The organism is Pseudoalteromonas sp. (assembly GCF_018402495.1).
GTDB lineage: Bacteria > Pseudomonadota > Gammaproteobacteria > Enterobacterales > Alteromonadaceae > Pseudoalteromonas.
The window spans coordinates 417950-439480 of the sequence record NZ_JAGYIU010000002.1; the positions used below are offsets into that span (position 1 = coordinate 417950).

General features: G+C 41.0%; 24 protein-coding genes. 2 read left to right on the top strand and 22 right to left on the bottom strand.

What is annotated here, in order from left to right; all coding sequences use genetic code 11:
- Positions 1-8: 8 nt before the first annotated feature.
- The 9 genes from ccmI to ccmA are packed head-to-tail and all read right to left on the bottom strand — an operon-like array spanning position 9 to position 7004.
- Complete coding sequence (gene ccmI / locus KG708_RS07415) at positions 9-1265, bottom strand: c-type cytochrome biogenesis protein CcmI (RefSeq protein WP_213608782.1); 1257 nt, start codon at positions 1263-1265, stop codon at positions 9-11.
- The gene (locus KG708_RS07420; protein WP_213608783.1) at positions 1266-1727 is read right to left on the bottom strand and encodes a cytochrome c-type biogenesis protein; all 462 of its coding nucleotides are present in this window, start codon (positions 1725-1727) and stop codon (positions 1266-1268) included.
- A complete protein-coding gene (locus tag KG708_RS07425; protein ID WP_213608784.1) occupies positions 1724-2296 on the bottom strand; it encodes a redoxin family protein in 573 nt (190 codons plus the stop codon). Before KG708_RS07425 ends, KG708_RS07420 begins: the two co-directional genes overlap by 4 nt.
- The gene (locus KG708_RS07430; protein WP_213608785.1) at positions 2293-4254 is read right to left on the bottom strand and encodes a heme lyase CcmF/NrfE family subunit; all 1962 of its coding nucleotides are present in this window, start codon (positions 4252-4254) and stop codon (positions 2293-2295) included. The genes KG708_RS07425 and KG708_RS07430 overlap by 4 nt, the downstream gene beginning before the upstream one ends.
- Before the next feature lies 1 nt (position 4255).
- A complete protein-coding gene (ccmE, locus tag KG708_RS07435) occupies positions 4256-4735 on the bottom strand; it encodes a cytochrome c maturation protein CcmE (RefSeq protein WP_213608786.1) in 480 nt (159 codons plus the stop codon).
- On the bottom strand, positions 4732-4935 hold the full coding sequence (gene ccmD / locus KG708_RS07440) for a heme exporter protein CcmD (protein ID WP_008112240.1): 204 nt from the start codon (positions 4933-4935) through the stop codon (positions 4732-4734). The genes ccmE and ccmD overlap by 4 nt, the downstream gene beginning before the upstream one ends.
- A gap of 2 nt (positions 4936-4937) precedes the next feature.
- Positions 4938-5675, bottom strand: a complete 738-nt coding sequence (locus KG708_RS07445; protein WP_213608787.1) for a heme ABC transporter permease — start codon at positions 5673-5675, stop codon at positions 4938-4940.
- Between the two features lies 1 nt (position 5676).
- Positions 5677-6363 (bottom strand): heme exporter protein CcmB, encoded by a 687-nt coding sequence (gene ccmB / locus KG708_RS07450; RefSeq protein ID WP_033104087.1) that lies wholly within the window; start codon positions 6361-6363, stop codon positions 5677-5679.
- Entirely contained in the window at positions 6363-7004 is a 642-nt protein-coding gene (gene ccmA / locus KG708_RS07455) for a cytochrome c biogenesis heme-transporting ATPase CcmA (RefSeq protein ID WP_236613513.1), read from the bottom strand. Before ccmA ends, ccmB begins: the two co-directional genes overlap by 1 nt.
- A 92-nt stretch (positions 7005-7096) precedes the next feature.
- Between ccmA and KG708_RS07460 the strand changes: the two genes are divergently transcribed.
- Both KG708_RS07460 and KG708_RS07465 read left to right on the top strand, forming a co-directional pair.
- The gene (locus tag KG708_RS07460; protein ID WP_213608788.1) at positions 7097-9277 is read left to right on the top strand and encodes a flagellar hook-length control protein FliK; all 2181 of its coding nucleotides are present in this window, start codon (positions 7097-7099) and stop codon (positions 9275-9277) included.
- A 2-nt stretch (positions 9278-9279) separates the two neighbouring features.
- A complete protein-coding gene (locus tag KG708_RS07465; RefSeq protein WP_213608789.1) occupies positions 9280-9588 on the top strand; it encodes an EscU/YscU/HrcU family type III secretion system export apparatus switch protein in 309 nt (102 codons plus the stop codon).
- 27 nt (positions 9589-9615) lie between these two features.
- Here KG708_RS07465 and KG708_RS07470 read toward each other — a convergent pair whose 3' ends face one another.
- Genes KG708_RS07470 through flhF form a run of 13 tightly spaced genes read right to left on the bottom strand, consistent with a single transcriptional unit; the run spans position 9616 to position 21520 of the window.
- Complete coding sequence (locus KG708_RS07470) at positions 9616-10017, bottom strand: DUF2802 domain-containing protein (RefSeq protein ID WP_213608790.1); 402 nt, start codon at positions 10015-10017, stop codon at positions 9616-9618.
- Positions 10018-10035: 18 nt separating this feature from the next.
- A complete protein-coding gene (locus tag KG708_RS07475) occupies positions 10036-10533 on the bottom strand; it encodes a chemotaxis protein CheW (protein ID WP_008112225.1) in 498 nt (165 codons plus the stop codon).
- Between the two features lie 21 nt (positions 10534-10554).
- Positions 10555-11277, bottom strand: coding sequence for a chemotaxis protein CheW (locus KG708_RS07480; RefSeq protein WP_213608791.1), 723 nt, complete (start codon positions 11275-11277; stop codon positions 10555-10557).
- A 3-nt stretch (positions 11278-11280) separates the two neighbouring features.
- Positions 11281-12051: an AAA family ATPase gene (locus KG708_RS07485; protein WP_213608792.1), complete on the bottom strand. Its 771-nt coding sequence runs from the start codon at positions 12049-12051 to the stop codon at positions 11281-11283.
- Between the two features lie 12 nt (positions 12052-12063).
- Positions 12064-13026, bottom strand: a complete 963-nt coding sequence (locus KG708_RS07490) for a flagellar motor protein MotB (protein ID WP_213608793.1) — start codon at positions 13024-13026, stop codon at positions 12064-12066.
- Positions 13027-13031: 5 nt separating this feature from the next.
- Positions 13032-13796 (bottom strand): flagellar motor protein, encoded by a 765-nt coding sequence (locus KG708_RS07495; protein ID WP_213608794.1) that lies wholly within the window; start codon positions 13794-13796, stop codon positions 13032-13034.
- Positions 13789-14940, bottom strand: coding sequence for a chemotaxis response regulator protein-glutamate methylesterase (locus KG708_RS07500; RefSeq protein WP_213608795.1), 1152 nt, complete (start codon positions 14938-14940; stop codon positions 13789-13791). The genes KG708_RS07495 and KG708_RS07500 overlap by 8 nt, the downstream gene beginning before the upstream one ends.
- Before the next feature lie 51 nt (positions 14941-14991).
- Complete coding sequence (locus KG708_RS07505) at positions 14992-17229, bottom strand: chemotaxis protein CheA (RefSeq protein ID WP_213608796.1); 2238 nt, start codon at positions 17227-17229, stop codon at positions 14992-14994.
- Positions 17230-17243: 14 nt separating this feature from the next.
- The gene (locus tag KG708_RS07510) at positions 17244-17999 is read right to left on the bottom strand and encodes a protein phosphatase CheZ (protein ID WP_213608797.1); all 756 of its coding nucleotides are present in this window, start codon (positions 17997-17999) and stop codon (positions 17244-17246) included.
- Positions 18000-18015: 16 nt separating this feature from the next.
- Entirely contained in the window at positions 18016-18399 is a 384-nt protein-coding gene (gene cheY, locus KG708_RS07515; RefSeq protein ID WP_008112210.1) for a chemotaxis response regulator CheY, read from the bottom strand.
- Positions 18400-18439: 40 nt separating this feature from the next.
- The gene (locus tag KG708_RS07520; RefSeq protein WP_213608798.1) at positions 18440-19150 is read right to left on the bottom strand and encodes an RNA polymerase sigma factor FliA; all 711 of its coding nucleotides are present in this window, start codon (positions 19148-19150) and stop codon (positions 18440-18442) included.
- A 26-nt stretch (positions 19151-19176) separates the two neighbouring features.
- Entirely contained in the window at positions 19177-20037 is an 861-nt protein-coding gene (locus KG708_RS07525; protein WP_213608799.1) for a MinD/ParA family protein, read from the bottom strand.
- A complete protein-coding gene (gene flhF, locus KG708_RS07530; RefSeq protein ID WP_213608800.1) occupies positions 20030-21520 on the bottom strand; it encodes a flagellar biosynthesis protein FlhF in 1491 nt (496 codons plus the stop codon). Before flhF ends, KG708_RS07525 begins: the two co-directional genes overlap by 8 nt.
- Between the last annotated feature and the right edge of the window lie 11 nt (positions 21521-21531).

Genomic DNA, 21531 nt, shown 5'->3' on the forward strand with positions numbered 1-21531 from the left:
TTAAATCCTTAAGGTATTAATGTATCAATATTCAATTGCACTTGGCGTACGTCTTTAAACGTTATCACTTGAGAGTGCCCTTCAAGCTCCCCCGTGCTTGGCATAACAGAATCATCATTAGAGATCCGTGCAGAGATAACAATGTCACCTGCACTCGATAAATTAAGCCCTGCCATCATGGCATTAGCATCGCTCAGCTCCACTGTAATCGGAAAACTATAGTCTGTTAATTTAACTACAGCTAAAGGCATAGGTGAGCCCTCAGCCGCTTTAGCAAACACGAACAAAATACCGTTCTCAGGTTGTTTTTCAACAAATTGGTCATCAATATTTACTGTCACTTGAATACGTTGAGTTGAGCTGTGTTCAGTATTATTCGCTTCGCTGTGTTGGGCCATTTGTTGATTTATTTCGCTAATACGCTCAGAAATCATTGCATAGCGCGTATCAGACTCATTCATACTAGTGAGTAACACTTCAAATGCCGCTTTTGCCTGAAGCCAATCTTTTCTTTCATAAGCAATCAAGGCCAGTAACGAAATTGCATCTAAATTATCCGGTTGTGCTTGCAACACTTTAGAAAGCATACCCGCTGCGCGAGTCATGTCCTGTTCATTGCCCTCAAGTAATAGCACCTGTGAGTAACTAACCAGCGCTTGCATATTATCAGGATTCATAAGTAGTGCTTTATCAAACGACTGTTTCGCCATATCAAGCTCATTAAGCATTAAAGCAACTCGTCCCAACAGCATCCAAGCGACTTCATCATCACCGCTTTGACTTAACTTAGTACGCAGTGCCAATGCAAACGCTTGTAGCTCATTTTTAGTTAATGGCTCACCCTTTTGCATAACAGCACGCTGACCATAATCAGCCAAGTTATCCATTGCATCATGCCATGCTGCAATTTGGTGTTGGCTGCCTGTCATGGTATAAAAAATACCTGCTAATGCAATTAAAAATGCGGCTCCCGTTAAAGCAAGAATGCGATTATCGCCACGACTGTGAAGTGACTTTTCAGGCGATAGCTCATTAAGCAAACGGCGTTTTAATTCAATAATAGCTTCACTATGATTTTGCGAGTCGATACGTTGATTATCTAAATCTGTCTGTAATTCAACTAAACGCTGCTCATAAATGCTGATAAGCTCTGCGTTAGCGTTATGAGTGATAGTTACTATGCGCTCTTTCTTTAAAAAAGGCACAATAATAAACAACAATGCAATGAGTGTGAGTAAAGCAAAAGACGCCCACATTAAAATCATTTAACTTTGCTCCTGACGTTTATTTTGTTTAATCAGCTTGTTGAGCATCACTTCATCAGCGTCACTCCACGTTTGTTTTACCGACGCCTTTCGTTGGCGAATAACAATGAAGCCAAACCCAATTATTACAATCAATACCGGTAGCACCCACAGTATTAAAGTAGCCGGCGTTACAGGTGGATCGTAGTGGACAAAATAGCCATAGCGGTCAATCATGTAATCAATAACTTCATCTTTGGTTTTACCATCTTTAACCAACGCCAGTACTCGCTCACGCAAATCTTTTGCTACAACAGCATCAGAGTCTGCAATATTTTGGTTTTGACATTTAGGGCAACGTAATTCTTTTGTCAGCTCTTCAAAGCGAACTGCTTGCTCATTACTATCAAACTGATAACGGTCTTGCTGAGCGAACGCAGCAAAACTAATAAACAAGCTAAGGGTTAATAAAAAAAATCTCATGGCTGCAGCTCCTGCATTTTAGACGCAAACTTAGCGCGCCAAACTCGAGGGTTTATATCACCGGTGTGGTGCAACAAAATAGTGCCATTTTTATCGACTAAAAAAGTCTCTGGGGCACCTGATACGCCCAAATCTAAAGATAACGAACGCTCTAGATCTAAAATATTAAATTGATAAGGGTCGCCTGCGCGCGCAAGCATGTTGCTCACGTCATCGCGCAGCGCTTGCATATCAAATGGCCCGTCAAAATCGGCATCGTAACTTTGTACATAATACAAACCAATAATTTTAACCCCTTGCTCGCGTAACTCAGTCAAATAACCAAGCTCCGCTAAACACGTCGGACACCATGTGCCCCACACATTTAGCAAGTACACGTCACCCTTTAATTGCTCATCAGTCCAACGTTTATCGTCTTGCATTAAATCGGGCAAGTTAAACGCAGGCATAGTTTGACCAATTCGCCCTGTTTGTAATTCCCGCGGGTTGGCAAACAGTCCTTGGTATAAAAATACACAAATTAAAATAAAAATTAACAACGGGGCAATTGCAATTAGTTTACGATTCATAATGCCCTCTCTATTTCATCTTTTCGCGGCGCCGCTCGGTAACGCTTATCAAATAAAATCACAAAGCCAGCTAAAGATATTAAAATACCGCCTATCCACATCCAACGCACAAATGGCTTGTGATAAATACGTAATGACCATGCCCCTTCACTGAGTTGCTCACCAAGTGCAAGGTACAAATCGCGAGTAAACCCGGCATCAATTGCGGCCTCTGTCATAAATTGCATACCAATATCGTAACGACGTTTTTCAGCATATAAACGCGTCACCGTGTCATTACCTTTTAGTACTGTCACTACACCAGCATGACCACCATAATTAGCACCACGAATTTCTTTAACGCCTTCAAAGCGGTACTGATACTGGTTAAGCTGTGCAACATCACCCGGTTTCATTGACACATCACGCTCAACTGAATAAGCCGAAGTCAGTGTAATACCAGCAATAACAAATGCTAAACCAACATGCCCCAGTACCATTGCCCAATAACTTAAACCCAAACGCTTTATACCGAGTTTAAGTGAGCCATGAACCGCTGCTTTGCTATATAAATCGATAAAAGTGGCAATAAATACCCATACACCTAGTGTGGTTGCTAATAATGTTAATGGCGTTACTACCTCATAGCTACTAAATAGCCACGCACAGGTAATAACAATGCTGGCTAATGCGCCTACAACTATTTTATTTTGTAAAAATGCCCACTTATTTTGCTTCCAACGAAGAAAAGGCCCTATTCCCATTAGAATTGCAAATGGCACCAGTAAAATAGCAAACATTTTATTAAAGAAGGGTTCGCCGATGGAGATACTGCCTAATCCCATTTCCTTGTGAACCAAAGGTAATAATGTACCTAACAATACAATTAACGTGGCAACGACTAAGAAAATATTATTCAACCAAAGTGCCACTTCTCGCGATACAAATTTATAGCGTCCTTCACTTTTAACTTGTGAAACACGCAAACCATATAGCGCTAAACCACCACCAACAACAACAGCTAAAAAGCCAAGAATAAATAAGCCACGATTGGGGTCTGTTGCAAAAGCATGCACCGAAACAATAATTCCTGAGCGGACAATAAAGGTACCCAGTAAGCTTAATGAAAAAGCAGCAATGGCCAGTAACACGGTCCATGATTTAAACACACCACGTTTTTCAGTCACACTTAAAGAATGAATTAAAGCGGTTGCGACTAACCATGGCATGAGTGACGCGTTTTCAACGGGATCCCAGAACCACCAGCCACCCCAGCCAAGTTCAGCATAAGCCCACCAACTGCCAATGGTGATACCTAAAGTTAAAAAGCCCCATGCTGTCATCGTCCATGGGCGTGACCATTTTGCCCAAGTATTATCAAGTTTACCGGTTAACAGTGCGGCAATAGCGAAGGCAAACGCAACCGAGAGGCCTACATACCCCATATACAGTAGTGGTGGATGAATGATCATCCCCGGGTCTTGTAATAATGGATTTAAATCACGCCCTTCAACGGGAAAATAAGGCAGTAAACGCTCAAACGGACTTGATAGTAGCAAGGTATAGATCATAAACCCGACACCTAAAAAACCAAGCACACCTAATACTCGCGCTCTTAAAATCCATGGAAGTGCTTTTGTTCGAACTGCAACAAGAGCTGTCCAACCGGCTTGCATCAATAGCCATAGTAAAATAGCGCCTTCATGCCCCCCCCATGTTGAGGTAATTTTATAATACCAAGGTAAAGTACTACTTGAATGATACGCAACATACGATACGGTAAAATCATCGGTTAAGCTGGCATAAATAAGGGCAGCAAACGATAAAGCAACAAATGCAAACTGACCAATAGCCAGTGATGGCGCAGCGCGCATCAAACGTAAGTTTCCAGTATGCGCTCCCCAAAGTGGGAATATACATAATAAAACGCTTAACACCATGGCAAGCGTGAGAGAAAAATAACCAAGCTCAGGGATCATATTAGCTCCCACTATCTAAATTGTATTTTGGTTTCTCGTGCTTAATTCCTTTTACTGCCTCGGCAACCTCGGCTGGCATATACTCTTCATCATGTTTAGCCAGTACTTCAAACGCTTCTATTACATTAGGTTCAATGAGTATACCTTGTGCAACAATTCCCTGCCCTTCACGAAACAGATCAGGCAAAATCCCCTGATAACGCACCGTGACCAATGGACCCGTATCGATAAGATCAAAGCTTACCTTCAGGCTCTGCTCATTTCTTTGTACTGTTCCTGGGACAACCATACCGCCAATGCGAAGCTTTTGTCCTATATGCGGCTTTTCTTTATTCGGGCCTTTACCATCAATTAATTCACTGGGGGTGTAAAACAAATTAATGTTTTCTTGTAAGGCGTACAACACTAAACCAATTGATCCACCAATACCAAAAAGTACGGCGATAATAACCAAAAGGCGTTTTTTACGTCTAGGGTTCACGAGGTTTGCTCCTGCTTAGAATTTTTAATTCGAGTTTCACGCGCAATTTGCTGCTCTACCGACGCTAAAATTTGTTTCTTATCGCGTAACGAGCTAAATAAAATGCCTAATAAAATCAATGCGCATGTACCAAAAGAAAGCCATACATAAAAACCATAGCCTCCCATTGCAATAAAATCAGAAAACGAGTCAAACTGCATAATTACCCCTTAGTTAACAACTGTCGCACCCATGGGCGGTGCTTTTCACGGTGTAAAATTTCATTTTTAAGACGAATTAAAGTCACAGTACCCACAAAGGCGGCAAAGGCTAAAATATTAATCATTAACGGCCAAAACATACTTGGGTCAACCGCGTCGCGGTTAAATTTAGTGATACTGGCTCCCTGGTGTAGGGTGTTCCACCATTCCACTGAAAAATGAATAATAGGCAAGTTTATAACACCTACAATCGCCAAAATAGAGGCCGCGCGACCTGCTGCTTTTTTATCCTCAAAGGCATGGTACAAAGACAACACTCCTAAGTACAGAAATAATAAAATAAGCTCAGAGGTCAGTCGTGCATCCCATACCCACCAAGCACCCCACATAGGTTTACCCCATGCTGCACCGGTGATTAAGGCTATTGCGGTCATGCAGGCACCTACGGGTGCAATGGCTATTACAGCAAGTTCAGCGTTACGCAATTGCCATACCAGCGCAACAATGGCGGCAATCGCCATTGATGAATAAGCGCCCATAGATAAAATAGCGGAAGGCACGTGAATAAAAATAATACGGTAACTGTCTTTTTGTTGGTAATCGGCAGGGGCAAAACCTAATCCCCATACCCAACCGACAATCATACTAATAACCGTTACTACTGCAAAATATGGCAGTAGAGTATTGCATAATTGATATGCTCGCTCTGCTTTCGCATACGGATGTAACCACTTCCACATATTAACTTACACTCACTTTTAATGCTGATGATATGGCAATTGGCGCACTGATAGTCGCAACGACTAACATCGCACCAAGGATTGCAAGCTGACCACTGTAATCCAGCGACATAGTGCTGGTATCAATAGCGGAAGTTGCAAAAATTAAAACCGGAATATACAAAGGCAAAACGAGCAAACTCATTAAAATGCCGCCTTTTTGTAATCCCACAGTCAAGCCCGCCCCTATTGCGCCAATAAAGCTCAATAAAGGCGTACCCAATAATAGCGTTAATAACGTGGCCATTAGGGCCGTCGTATCTAAATTTAGTAGTAAAGCAAATAAAGGAGTCATTAACACTAGCGGTAAGCCGGTGATCACCCAGTGTGCGGCAACTTTGCCCAGTACCGTTAATGATAAGGGGTATGACGAAGCAATGAGCTGTTCCAAAGAGCCGTCGTGGTAATCATCTCTAAACAGTTTATCAAGACCAAGCATGGTCGAGAGTAAAGCCGCCACCCAAATAATGCCCGGTGCCATTCTTGATAGCAAGCCTGGCTCAGGCCCTATGGCTAATGGAAACAACGAGATAACAATTAAAAAAAACAAGATAGGATTAACTATTTCAGCGCGCTGACGAAAAGCGAGCTTAACGTCTTTGCTAAATACCGCGACAAATAACTGCCAATATGAATGCTGTCGTGTCATTAGTGGCGGTACTCCAAAGTCAACGTTTGTAAGTCACTAAAGTGGGTGGTTAAATCTTGGTGTGTTGTTAACAAAATAGCGCCCCCCTTTGATAAGTGCTCAGTAAAACGTTGCTGTAAAAAGGCAACCCCGCTTTTATCTAGCGCCGTGAAAGGTTCATCTAAAATCCATAACTTGGCTTCAGATAACCATAATCGAACGAGAGCCACTCGCCGCTGTTGACCCGCAGATAACGTTCTTACTGGCACATCTTCCAGCCCCACTAACCCTAACTTACTTAATAAAGGGTATAAGTCAGGAGTATCAACATAACCATTAATAGCCAACCAATGTGCTACATTTTCAAGTGCACTGAGTTGAACGTTAACACCTGTTTTGTGGCCTATAAATAATAAGTCTCTGGCATATTCGTCATAATATTTTTTGATAGATTGATTTAGGTATAAAATATCACCTTCATCCGGCAGCGAAAAACCAGCAATAATGCGCAATAATGATGTTTTACCAGCCCCATTAGGGCCAGCTAACTGCATGATTTGACCGCTTTTAAGGCTAAAATTAAGTTCATCAAACAAACAACGCTCTTGCTTGATACAAGTAACGGACTTAATGTGTAACAAGATGACGATTCTCTCTGCCAAAAATTAGCCGTAAGTCTACCATAATGATAGGGTAATACGAATATTGCTTTAGAATCGATTTACTTAAAATAAAGAAAACTTGATATAAAATAATGAATACACCAACGCACATCACATTGTCTAACCCACAGGTTAGTAATCAAACAACTGATTCAGGTAAGGCTGCGTTAGCAACACTGCCACCTGAAGTGCTGGCGGCAAAAAATATTCAGTTTTCTAAAGATTCAGTCATGCTTGATGTGTTTATGAATAAGCAGTGGCAAACGATTCGCCTTGGGACAACTGAGACATTCACAAACGTTGAAAAAATAGCAAGCGCTAACATACAGTTAAGTGCAGATGGTAAAAGCTTAACCATCATCCCTAACAATACAACTTTAACAATTAAACAACCGGCTCAGTTACAACGATTTTTAAATTTTATAAACACCCAAAGTGATATTCAAAACAGTCCATTATCACTTCAGGTGGTATTACAACCCACACCAAAGTTGGTCATTGAAAAATTTAATGCCAGTATTACTATTAATAAACACGTTGCACAATTACTCGCAGATGAGCCTTTAATAAAGGGGATGATTGAAACGGATAGCAAAGGTACACGACTTAATATTATTAATCGTTTTGCTGATATAGTGCATTCGCAGCCAATAAACCAAGCAAAATTAACACAATTACTTGCTAGCAATTTAAACCCTGCTCAGCTTCACGCCATGCCTAAGTTTGCTGTATTAAGTCTAGACTCAACAAAAAACGTATTAACTATCAATCTAAGTCATCGCCAATTAAGTGAACTCCCCACAGTACCAACGAAGGTACACATTACTAATCAAGCAGATAATTTACTGATTAAAACGGCTTATCAAAATACAACTGTGAGTCTTAAAAACTCGTTTAGTAAACCGTTTAATGAGATGCTGTCTTTTCAACAGTCACAACGATTAGTGCAAGGTTTAATTGATCCCTCTGTAAATAAGAGTCACCCGCTCAGTAACGTAAATAGCCCAATACAGTCATGGTTAAAAAGTAGTTTTGCTGATTTCAAAACCCGTATTTTAGATGCGGTAAAGTACTTTGAAAACAAGCCATTTTCGACCACGATAAGCACTCCCTCAAAAACAGAGTTTACTGGCAATGCACAGCAAAAATGGCTTACCCCAGTACACAAAATTGACCTAACACCAGTAAAAAACGTATCGAATGCAGTGCCGCCTTTAATACAGTTTACTCAGCAAATAAAATCAAGTGTCTCTTTATGGCAACCGCCATTATTAACAGTACCCACAAACTTATTACCTTTTATTGCTCAAACTGAACAATCGTTAAATAGTACTACAATATTAAGTGACACATTAAAGCCCCTCGAAAAGCTATTATTGACGACAGTTTTAAAACAAACTCCAGCTACCCCACTAGAACAAAAAGAAACGAGCAAGCAGGTTTTAAGCAGTCAACTCAACACTGTTTTCACTAAACTGACAGATCAGGGCACAGATTTAAACCGCTTAGTTAATCAAGCTTTTAATCGTATGTTGTCGGCTAATAACTTACACCCAACAACGATACAGCGTGAAATACTTAGCACCATAAGACCGACACAATTACCCAACGACACCTTACAAAGTTCGTTTAATAAAGGGATAGAACAGCTCTCACTGAGTATTTTAGCCGCCCCCCTCATTCATCAAAATCCAAATGTCATTAGTATCAACAAACACATCGGCTTAGACGCCTTACTACAGGTTTTATTACCAACGTTTAAAGTCGGCAATAGCACAAATAAGTTACTAGAACAATTACAGCAACCACAAGTACAAGCATTAGCAAGCGAATTAAGCCAAATTAAAAGCACCTTAAATCAAGTGCAGGCACCGGCAATAAACCAGCAACCTGACACAAACTCCTTGGTACAATTTTTATTACCCATGAAGCTGCCAAGCGAAGCGGCACAAACCGAAATCTCTTTAGGGCAATATAAAAAATCAAGCAACGATAAGCTAGCAAACAAAGACGTTTGGTTTGTTAGGTTAAACTTTGATTATGCTGAACTGGGTAAGTTACAAATAACCGCAGAGCTGATGGACAAAGCATTAGATTGCCAGCTGTTAGCCTCTACCCAAGCTGTCAGTGCTTTGGCTTATCCACATCTTGATAATTTACGCTCAAAATTAGCAAAACAAGGTTTACAAGTGGGTGCGCTTAAACTGCAGCGAGCAGATGATAACCACCAAGCATTTTATCAATCTCACGCCATTATAAATATTAAGGTTTAACCATGACAAACGCATCTAAAAGCAATTCTGCAATTGGGCTACTGTACGAAGCTGGAAGTTCACCAACCGTAAGCGCTAAAGGATTTGGTGAGCTTGCTGACGAGATTATTTCCCAAGCTAAAGAAAAAGGAATTTTAATCCATCAAGATGAGGCACTTGCAACAACATTATCGAAATTAGAACTCGGAGAAGAAATCCCTAAAGAACTTTACTTTGTTATTGCTGAGCTCATTGCTTTTTCATACGTGGTTAGAGGAAAGTTTCCGCCTGGTTGGCAAGACTTTCAGGGAAAGCTAAATATAAAAGCATAACGCAGTGTTATAAAAGCAAAAAAGGCGCTAAGCGCCTTTTTGTTTGTGTAATGAAAATAACAGTTCGGCCTCAGCGCGCGGTAATTCACATTCACGAATCACCTCATCTAAATCAGCACCTAACTCAACCATTTTTACTGCACGAGAGTATATTTTAGCATCGGGGTCATCGTATTTTTGAGCTGCTTGTTGCTGTATCAGCTCTTGGTTTTGTTGTTCTACCTCAAGCACACGCTTACCAATACTCAGTAAACCGGTTCGCAATTCAGACACTTCGCTACGTAAAATATTAATCTGCTCTGATGAATCTTTAAACTCTTGTAATTGCGCGCCAAGCTCACTCGCATAGCGCTTTTTAAACATCACAATTAAAAGCAGCGAGAATAGTCCAAAAACTAAACCCGCAATAGCAATACCAAGTAATAACATAGTTTTATTTAGAGAAGCTTATATATCGCTTAACTCATCCCATTCGTCATCACTAAGTAGTTTATTTAAATCAACCAGAATAAGTAACTCATTGTCGCGGTTACATACACCTTGAATAAATTTAGCACTTTCCTCTGTACCTACATTTGGCGCACTGTCAATTTCAGAGCTACGTAGGTAAACAACCTCAGAAACGCTATCGGCTAGAATGCCAATCACTTGCTCTTCTGCTTCAATAATTAAAATACGTGAATTATCCGTCGCTTCAATATCAGGTAAACCAAAACGAGAGCGAGTATCAATAACGGTAACAACATTACCACGTAAGTTAATAATACCAATCACATACGAAGGCGCACCTGGTACAGGAGCAATCTCGGTGTAACGCAGTATTTCTTGCACTTGCATTACATTTACGCCATAAGTTTCATCTTCTAGCTTAAACGTAACCCACTGCAAAATCTCATCATTATTATCTGCATTTTTCTTAGCTGACAGTAATTTATCTTCACTCATGCTCTTACCTCGTAATGGTCATTACTTGTGACGGCTATCTAAGCCTTTCTCTAATAGTGCGTTTAAATTATTAACATCTATTAAAGCACACATTTTTTCTTTAATTACTCCAGCAAGCCATGGGCGCTTACTGTTATTTGTACGCCATTTTACATCTTCTTTACTCAATGTAATGTTATTTATTAGTTTTTCTGCTAATAAACCCCATTGGCTATCACCTAAAGTGATGAGATATTGATAATTTAAAGATGCCTCTAACTGCTCATCGTACTTTTCAGGCATAACCCAGCGAGCGGTATCAACAACATTGAGCTTTTCTTCTCGGTTGATCATAACCCCTTTAAACCACTTAGGCTTGCCAAATAAATGATTTACTTCTCCAAGCTCATGAATGCCACCTAAGGCTTTTAGCGGCACCGCTAAAGTAAGCCCTGCCACTTCAAAAAACAGCGCTTGAAACTCACCATCAAAGTAGTCAGCTTCGCCACCTACCGCTATCTCGTGCTCAGGCACGACTTGCTGCTCTTGGTGGGTGTCAATTTCTACATTCGATACTTGCTTACTAACCTTTTCAACTTCAACAACAGGCTCAACCATTACTGGTTGTTCTTTTTGCTCTTCATAAGTTACCTGCTCAAGCAGTTTAGCAACAGGCTCAAGGTCTTTTGTTGGTTCGTCATCAGACAATAACGCCCCTAAGTACTGAGTGACTACTTTTTCATTAGCAAATAATTGCTTACTCATTTATTAACCTTGTTTTATTAAATATTCAAGTAATGCTTTATAAGCATAGACTCCACGCGCATTTGGGCAAAAATCAACCGGTACTTTTTGCGCTAAACTTGCATCTCTAAACTTAGTATCGACAGGAATAACGCCTGGCCATACTTTTTCTTTGTACGTTTCTTGTAGCGTTTTATAGGCCTCAAGCGATGCTTTGGTACGTTTATCATACATAGTAGGAATTATAGTATATTCATAGCTTTTCGCTTGCGAGGTTTGCATTAACTCCATCGTACGCATCATTCTGTCAAGCCCTTTGAGCGCTAAAAACTCAGTTTGCACCGGCACTAGCACTCTTTCACAGGCAGCAAGCGCATTGACCATCAGTACCCCTAACACTGGCGGACAGTCTAAAATAGCATAATCATAATACTCACTAATTTTAGCCAGTGTTTTTTTTAAAATCAGGCCCATTCCCGTTTTATTACCCATACTACGGTCAAGTGTCGCAATCGCCATAGTTGCAGGTAAAATATCAAGGTTTTCAATTGTTGAGGGACATAATGCTTGCAGTATTTCTTCGCTTTTCATACTCGATCCGCGAGTAAAAATATCGTAAACACTGACCTCTAAATCTTCTGAATCAATACCAAAGTAATAAGTTAGTGAAGCATGAGGATCTGTATCAATCAATAACACGCGCTTGCCTTGAAGCGCAAGGATCCCAGCAAGGCTAACCGCTGTAGTGGTTTTGCCTACTCCCCCTTTTTGATTGGCTACTGTCCAAACTTTCACATTACATCCTAATTATTGTTCGCTGCGCGTAGTAATACGAATACCACCATGAGGTAAACGAATTATTTTTATTGTATTGTCTTGGGTAGGTAGCTCAATTTCTGGCTGCCTTTGCTCTGATACTGAAATTGATGATTTCGTTTGTTCATCAGAGGGTTCTGGTGCTAAACCATATTTAGAAAGTGCAATCACAACTTTACGGTTTTCAGCACGGCCAGCTTCAGTATCGTTATCGGCAAAGGGTGAGTATTGACCATACCCTTCAATAGCCATGCGCGCGGATTCAATGCCCAAACGCTCTAATTCAACTAATATTGAGGTTGCCCGCGCCACTGATAACTCCCAATTAGAGCGAAATATTTCATTTCGTATGGTTTCGTTATCTGTATACCCGCGTACTCTTATATAGTTATCGACTGATGCGATGATTGCTTCAATCTTTTTTACAATCGCTTTGGCGTTATTATGTGCAACAGCACTGCCACTGGCAAACAACAATCCCGAGTTTAGCTCAATGACCAACCAGTCTTGGCTTAGCTCTAAGCTAGCCTCGCCACTGCGTATCTCATCAATCAGCGACGATTGTAATTTAGCCAATAAACTATCCAGCGGCTTACCTAAGTGGCGTTGACTAATATTGCTGTTGTCACTTTGACCATCGAGTAACACCGGGCCCTGCTCTTGCTCTTGAATACTTTCGCCATAGAGTATTTCAGCCTCAGGGGTCACTCTTTCAAGAAGTAAAGCATCACCATTTACCCCTTTACCTTGCACAGAGTATTGTTTTGCTGACTTATCAAAAACATGCTCAAGAGAATCAGATAAAACCTTGATATTGTCTTCTTTGTTTATTGCAATTGCATACAATACAACAAAAAATGCAAACATGATGGTCATATAATCCGCATAAGAAACCAGCCAACGCTCTGTATGCTGGTTCTTTGATTGTTGATGACGAAGGCGGCGGCGTAACATAGGCACTAATGAGTCTGTAAAATAGGACGTTCAACCCGGTAAGCTTCAAGTTTTAGCTCAATATTGATAGGGCTTTCACCTTGGCTAATAGCAATCACACCTTCCGCTAACATTTCATGATAAAGCATTTTTTGTTCAACGCGTTGCTTTAGCTTATTGGCCATAGGTAAAAACAATAAATTAGCCAAACCAACACCATATATAGTTGCAATGAACGCGGTGGCAATACCCGTTCCTAACTGCTCAGGATCGTTAATAAATGACATGGCTTGAATAAGCCCAAGTACCGCACCTAAAATACCAATAGTTGGGCTATACCCTCCCATTGCTTCATATACCCGACTAGCCTCAAGTAATCGTTCTCGTTCAAGTAATAAGTCAATTTCGAGGGTATCGCGTAGTTTTTGATCTGAACAGCCATCGACTAATAAACTCAGTCCTTTGGCGGCATAGGGATCTGAATGCGCAAGCGCTTCGTTTTCTAATGCTAAATACCCTTCTTGGCGGGCTTTATGCGACCAGTGCTTTACCTGCTCAATCGCATCTTCAATATCATGGTCATCGGTAATAAAAACCCAATGGGTAATACTCAGCATTTTTTTAAATGTATTGGCTGATGTTTGCAGCATTACCGCCCCTAATGTACCGCCTAACACAATAAGCAAAGCAGGCCCATTAAATAGCGCAGATACCACACCTCCTTCTAAAGAATAACCGACTGCTATAGCACCTAATGCAACCAATAATCCTAAAACAGAAAGCTTATCCACAGCCAACCTCTTTATTTAACCGCGCAGCCACATCATGAAGGCTTATACTTTCGCTTGCTAAACCTGCACTGGCTATTGCCTGCGGCATACCGTATACAACACAGCTTTTTTCATCCTGAGCCCAAATAGTAGCGCCAGTTTGTTTTAGCATACGAGCACCATCACGCCCATCTGCACCCATACCTGTTAAAATAATGGCAAGTACATCACCCTGATACGCTTTCGCCGCACTGGCAAAAGTAATATCAACACTTGGTTTATAGCTTACTCGTTCATTTTTATCCTCAAACACGCGTAACGTTCTGTTAGAGCCACGTCCTTCTACCATCATTTGCTGACCACCCGGTGCTAAATAAGCACAACCCGGTTGTAACCTATCGCCTTGTTGTGCTTCTTTAACTTTAATTTTGCACAAACTATCCAAGCGAGAAGCAAATGCCGGTGTGAACGCAGCAGGCATATGCTGAACGAGCAATATAGGGTGCGGAAAATTAATAGGTAACTGAGTTAATATAGTTTGTAGCGCAACCGGCCCACCTGTTGATGTACCTATGGCAACCAACTGGTACTGCTTACCACTGGCACGTACCGATGTATTGTTTCCAGAAGGTCTTGGAGTTGAATTATTAAAACTGCGATCAGGTTGAACGATTGGCTTTTTAGCAAGTGTAGAAAAGCGCTCAGAAGTACTTGAAGCTGATTTACTAGTAGCCGAAGGTAATGGCACCCTTGTAGTCCTAGTTAATCGTTGGCGACCAATTTCCTTCACCTTACTTTGTAATAACTTAATAGCGTCGTTATTATTACGAGCAATATCTTCAAACTTTTTAGGTAAAAAGTCCATTGCACCAGCATCAAGCGCATCTAAGGTAGCTGATGCTCCCGCTCGTGTTAATGATGAGAACATTAAAATAGGTGTTGGATTACTCGACATAATCTCTTTCACCGCACTAATACCATCGAGCACCGGCATTTCAACATCCATAGTGATAACGTCAGGACGTAATTGAGCTGTTTTATCAACCGCTTCACGGCCATTTACAGCAAATCCTATTACTTCAATGCCGTTGTCTTGTTCAAGAATTTCACTCACTCTACGGCGAAAAAAGCTTGAATCATCAACTACTAAAACTTTAACAGCCATTTCGCTCTCTTATTCAATGAATGGGTAGGCATAAGTTTATACCTACTTTTATTATCCAGCGTAATGCTTAAGCATACTAGGTACATCTAATATTAGTGCTATCCCCCCATCGGAGGTAATTGTCGCACCTGCCATACCCGGCGTGCCTTGTAATAATGCATCTAAAGGCTTGATCACTACTTCTTCTTGGCCTATGAGTGAGTCAACGACAAACCCCACTTTTTGGGTTCCTATTTGCACAATGACAACGTGACCTTGCGCTTTTCGTTGACCTCTATCAGCGCCTTTAATAAGCCAATGTTCAAGATAAAATAAAGGAATCGACTTTTTGCGAACAACAATAGTCAACTGACCATCAACCACATTCGTTTTTGTTAAATCTAAGTGGAATATTTCACTTACACCCGCAAGCGGTAACGCAAAAGTTTGCTCGCCAACCACCACCATTAAGGTTGGCAATATTGCCAGTGTCAGCGGTACTTTAATTTCTAAAGTAGTGCCTACACCCATCTCTGATTTTATATTTACCGAGCCATTTAGCTGAGTTATTTTTGTTTTAACCACATCCATACCAACACCACGGCCAGATATATCAGAGATCTTTTCTTTAGTTGAAAACCCAGGTGCAAATATTAGATTAAAAGCTTCAGTATCTGAGAGTCGACTCGCTTGGTCATGATCAAGAACCCCTTTACTAATCGCAATCTTTTTAAGCTTTTCTGCATCCATACCAGCACCATCATCTTCGATAGTGAGCAAAATATGATCGCCCTGTTGAGAGGCAGATAAAGTGACAGTACCCGTTCTTGGTTTACCCGCTGCTTCACGTATATCTGGCATTTCAATACCATGATCTACAGAGTTTCTCACCAAGTGAACAAGTGGATCGGCCAGTGCTTCAACCAAGTTTTTATCTAAATCTGTATCCTCGCCAACCATTTGTAAATTAATGTCTTTTTGTAATGTTCGGGCTAAGTCACGTACTACGCGAGGAAACCTGCCAAACACTTTCTTAATCGGCTGCATTCGAGTTTGCATTACTGCACCCTGGATATCCGCAGTGACCACATCTAAGTTAGATATTGCCTTACCCATAGCTTCACTTTCTGTGTTGGTAGCTAAACTAACTAGACGGTTACGTACAAGTACCAACTCGCCTACCATGTTCATAATTTGGTCTAGGCGTTTGGTATCAACTCGTACCGTTGTTTCGGCAGGAGGAGGTGGCGCTTTTTTAGCTGGCGCAGATTCAACTTTAGCTGGTTGAACATTCACAGCTGGCTTAGTTGACTCAGGCTTAGTTGGCTCAGGCTTAGTTTGTGGAGTTGGCGCAGGCTGTTTGGCCGCCACGGGCTCAGGTTTACTTTCAGGTGGTGATGTTTCTATCGCCTTCGGTGCACCTTTACCATGAAGTTCATCAAGTAATGCTTCAAACTCGTCGTCACTTATTTCATCATCGCCCGAGCTTTGCTTGCTGGCTTGTGAAGCGGGTGATACTTGCTCTGGTGTACTTACTGTAGTTTGGCTCACTTCGCCAAATCGACCTACACCATGAAGCTCATCTAACAAGCTATCAAATTCATCGTCAGTAATATCGCCACTTACATTACTTTCACTTAATGATTGCTTTTCTTGTGGCCCTTGGCCTTTCCCATGTAATTCGTCAAGTAGGTTTTCAAATTCATCTTCAGTTATTTCATCAATGTCAGAACTAGGAAGTTTATCATCAACCTGAGAGTTAATATTACTCGACTCTGCGCCACTAAATAATTCATCATAGGCAAATTGATCTTCGTCATCATTACTTAGCTGTTCGGCAATAGGTTCAGGATCTACTGATGAAGTCTCAATAGACGCTATATCTTCAACGACAGAGTTTCCAGCAAGCTCTTCCGCTGTTGGAGGCTGTCCAAGCTTATGAAGCACAGCGAGTAGATGTGGATCAGCAGGCTCTGGTTGTTCACGGCTTTTAATCGTTGTAAACATCTCATTAATAGTATCAAGTGCTTGTAAAATCACATCCATTAATTCAGAGTTAACTGTTCTTACACCTTGGCGCAGTAAATCAAACACGTTTTCAGCACCATGGCACGCATCAACAAGTTCCGTCATTGCCAAAAAGCCAGCGCCACCCTTTACAGTGTGGAAACCGCGAAATATTGCGTTTAGTAGTTCCGTATCATCTGGGTTGTTTTCCAGTTCTACTAACTGTTCAGATAAAAGCTCAAGGATTTCTCCGGCCTCTACTAAAAAGTCTTGTAAAATATCTTCATCGACTTCAAAGCTCATGCAGTACTCTCCTATTAGAAGCCCAAACTTGATAATAGATCATCAACTTCATCTTGATCAGATACAACATCATTACGCGATTCTTTATCAATAATAGGTCCTTCTGGACCTGCTAGTGTTTGTGCAACAATGGAATCTTCTGCTTGTATTGTTGTTTCAACTTCGCCTTGTGCTGCAAATGCAGTTAATAAGTGGATTAAGCTTTCTTCAACCTCACGTACAAGCTCAATAACACGACGAATTACCTGACCTGTTAAATCTTGATAATCTTGAGCCATCAGTACATTAGTCATCAAGGTTTGTAGCTCATCAGTTTTGTGATGAGAACTACTCATAAACTTATCAATGCTATGGCAAAGTGATTTAAACTCACTAAGCTCGATTTCGCGGCTCATTAAGCGATCCCACGTTGGCTTAATGTCAGCTATATCATCAGCTATCTCTTGTGCTAGCGGTAAGCTTGCTTCAACCGCATCCATTGTTTTATTGGCTGCGTTTTCTGTCATTTCCATGACATAGTTAAGGCGTTTTTTTGCATCAGGGATGGCATCGGTAGTAATATCTGCCAAACGCGTATCTAACTCAAAACTCTTTAAAGCTTCGTGTAGTTGACGCGTTAACTTACCCACTTCAGCAAATAGCTGTGATTGCTCTTGTGAAGCTGTTTCTAAAATTAACTGATTTGCTTTATCTTGCTCACCATTTTCTAAAAAAACCACTAACTGGCGGGCTTGCTCTAAAGTAATCTGAGGCGCAGCAGGTGCTGACATAAGCCTCTCCCTCTTATTAACCTAAGCGTTCGAACACTTTTTCTAATTTAGTTTTCAATGTACCTGCAGTAAATGGTTTAACAATGTAGCCATTCACACCAGCTTGGGCAGCTGCAATTATTTGTTCTTTCTTCGCTTCTGCTGTAACCATTAAAACAGGAATATGTTTTAGTTTCTCATCGGCTCGAATTGCCCTTAAAAGATCAATACCTTGCATCCCTGGCATATTCCAATCTGTTACAACAAAATCAAATGCTTGATTTTGTAGCATTGGTAAAGCAGTTGACCCGTCATCTGCTTCTTGAACATTGGTAAAACCTAAATCGCGCAACAGGTTTTTAATAATACGTCTCATCGTTGAGAAATCATCAACAACAAGAATTTTAATGTTTTTATCCAAAACATCCTCCAGTGAGGCCTGAACCTTTATTTACTTACTTCTAGTTTATCCAGTCATTGATTTTAGCTTTTAGCTTAATCATCGCCTGACCATGTATCTGACTTACACGCGATTCGCTTACATCGAGTATATGCCCAATTTCTTTTAAATTCATTTCATCGTTATAGTACAAAGAAAGCACCATTGCCTCTTTTTCCGGTAAAGACTTTATTGCACTGAGTAAAGACTCATTAAACCGTTCATTTTTAACATTATTGAACGGTTTGTCTAATGCTAAATCTTGACCATGAGGTGTAATTACATCATCATCAATGCCAAGGTCTTCAATACCTAACACTCTACTGACATTCACATCATTTAAAATATGATGGTACTCATTTAGCGAAATTTCAAGTTTTTCAGCAACTTCACTATCTTTAGGTTCACGGTTTAAACTGTTCTCAAGCGCAACTATAGTCTCTGCAACTAAACGACCTTTTCTATGAACTGAGCGTGGAACCCAATCGCCACGGCGCATTTCATCTATCATTGCACCACGAATACGAATACCAGCAAAGGTTTCAAAGCTCGCCCCTTTGCTTGCATCAAAGTTTTTTGAGGCTTCAATTAAGCCTATCATACCTGATTGAATTAAATCATCTAGTTGTACACTGGCCGGTAAACGAGCAATTAAATGGCACGCCACTTTTTTGACTAATGAGGCATGCTTTTCAACAATCATATTTAAATTCTGTGTTGACTGATATCCCATAGTTCTATTCACCGGTATTGTCATCTTTAATTACTAACTAACTTCTCAATAAAAAACTCTAAATGACCTGAAGCTTGACTAGGTGTAGGCCACTTAGTGATTTTTGTCGCCAATGTTTTAAAAGCAATTGCAGCTGGCGACCCCGGAAAAACCTCAACAATTACCTTTTGGCGGCGCGTTGATTTACGCATGTTTTCATCATAAGGAACCGTTGCAACCAGCTCCATTGATATATCTAAAAACCGATCGGTAACTTTTGATAGTTTAGCAAATAATTCCTGCCCCTCACGTAAGCTACGCACCATGTTGGCGACAATTTTAAATTTATATACGCCGTGCTCACGGCTTAGCACCTTAATTAGAGCATAGGCATCGGTAATTGATGTAGGCTCATCACATACCACCACAACCACATCCTGTGCAGCGCGAGAAAAGCTCAGCACCATATCCGAAATACCTGCGGCCGTATCAACAATTAAAATATCAAAATCGGTGTTAAGCTCACTAAATGCACGAATAAGTCCTGCATGTTCTGAAGGTGATAGCTCAACCATACTTTGCGAACCCGAAGTCGCAGGGACTATTTTGATCCCAGCGGGGCCTTCTACTAAAATATCTTCAAGCTCACATTCACCCGATAAAACATGGGATAAGTTACGCTCTACACGTAGTCCAAGCATCACATCACAGTTTGCTAATCCTAAATCAGCATCTAACACCAGTACGCGTTTGCCCTGCTGGCCTAACGCAATTGCCGTGTTAAGAGATACATTTGTTTTACCCACCCCACCTTTGCCGCCGGTGACGGCGATAACTTTTACGCCGCTATTATTATTGTTGCTCATTTTGCGAAGGCCGCTTGCTTGATCTAAAACTGTGTTAATCATACATCTCTACTGTGCTTGACGCCACTGATTGGTGTCGTGATTGTTGTGCTTTTATTCTCTTTAAATACAATTGCTCAGCTTTTTTTACTAGTTTTTCGGCATTTGCCACTCTAATATCTTCTGGTACTCGCTGACCATTAGTAAGATACCCTATTGGGAGACGATTTTGAATCGCAATACTAATAATCTCACCTAAACTCAATGACTCATCTAATTTAGTAAAAATACATCCACTTAACTGTACTTTCTTAAAGTGCCTAACGGTTTCTTGTAGTACATTGATTTGCGCCGTCGCACTTAACACTAAATAGCTGCGTATATCAACGCGCTGGTTACGCATCAGCGTATTGAGTTGCTCAGTTAAACGTAAATCACGTTGACTCATTCCCGCTGTATCAATTAAGACTAGACGTTTATTTCGTAAATGGTATAAAACTTCTGCTAATTCGTTTGCATTTTTAACTTGTTTTACGCCACAACCAATAATACGGCCATAGGTTGCTAGTTGCTCATAGGCACCAATACGATAAGTATCGGTAGTAATGAGGGCCACTTTATCGGCGCCATATTTTTGTGCACCTAGTGCAGCCAATTTTGCAACAGTGGTTGTTTTACCCACCCCTGTTGGGCCTACTAATGCAAATACACCACCTTGGCGAAGTATTTCATTGTTCGTGGTTTGCATTTGATCTTCAACCATGCTCAATAAGGCTTTCCAACCTTGTTGGCGAGATACATCGTCCGGTACAAAGCACGCCATTTGCTCAGCTACGTCTTTATCTATACCCATACCGACTAAACGGTCAATCATACATGCACGGGTCGGATCACGGCGCGCCATATCTTGCTGCATTAAACCAGATACTTGATGCTCTAATAATTGACGAATTGCATTCATTTCTTCGCGCATTGTACTCATTTCATTTGATTCGTTTTGCATACTTGGCTGGTGCGGTGCTGCAGGCGAGTCTAAATCGTCAAAATCATTGTCTAAGTCATCAAAACCTAAGCTATCGGCTTGGGTGCGAGGGCGCACTGGCGCGCTTTGTTCACGTTCAAACATATTTTTAGGTCGTGATTGCACAGGCTCTTGTTCTTGATAGTGGCCAGATGTGTCAATGCCAGAGTGTGAAAACATTGAAGCAAGCTCTGCTGAACGAGGACGTGGAGACTGACGCTCTAGTAAGGCTTGCAAGCTATCTGCGACCTTTGCTTGTGGCTGAGGTTGGGCGCGTTGTGGCTCTGGTTTGACAAAATTATGTGAACTTTGCCCAGTATGTGCAAATGAAGCGCTTGCAGCGGGTTGGCTTTGAGGCTGCTCTGGCGCTTTTGTAGCTGCTTTGTCGTAATCCACCGCGGCAACAATTTCAACGCCATTAGCTAGTTTTTTATTTGACATAATAACCGCATCAACACCGAGCTCTTCTTTTACTTCTTTTAGTGCGGTGCGCATGTCTTTAGCAAAAAAACGTTTAATTTTCATAATTCAAACCC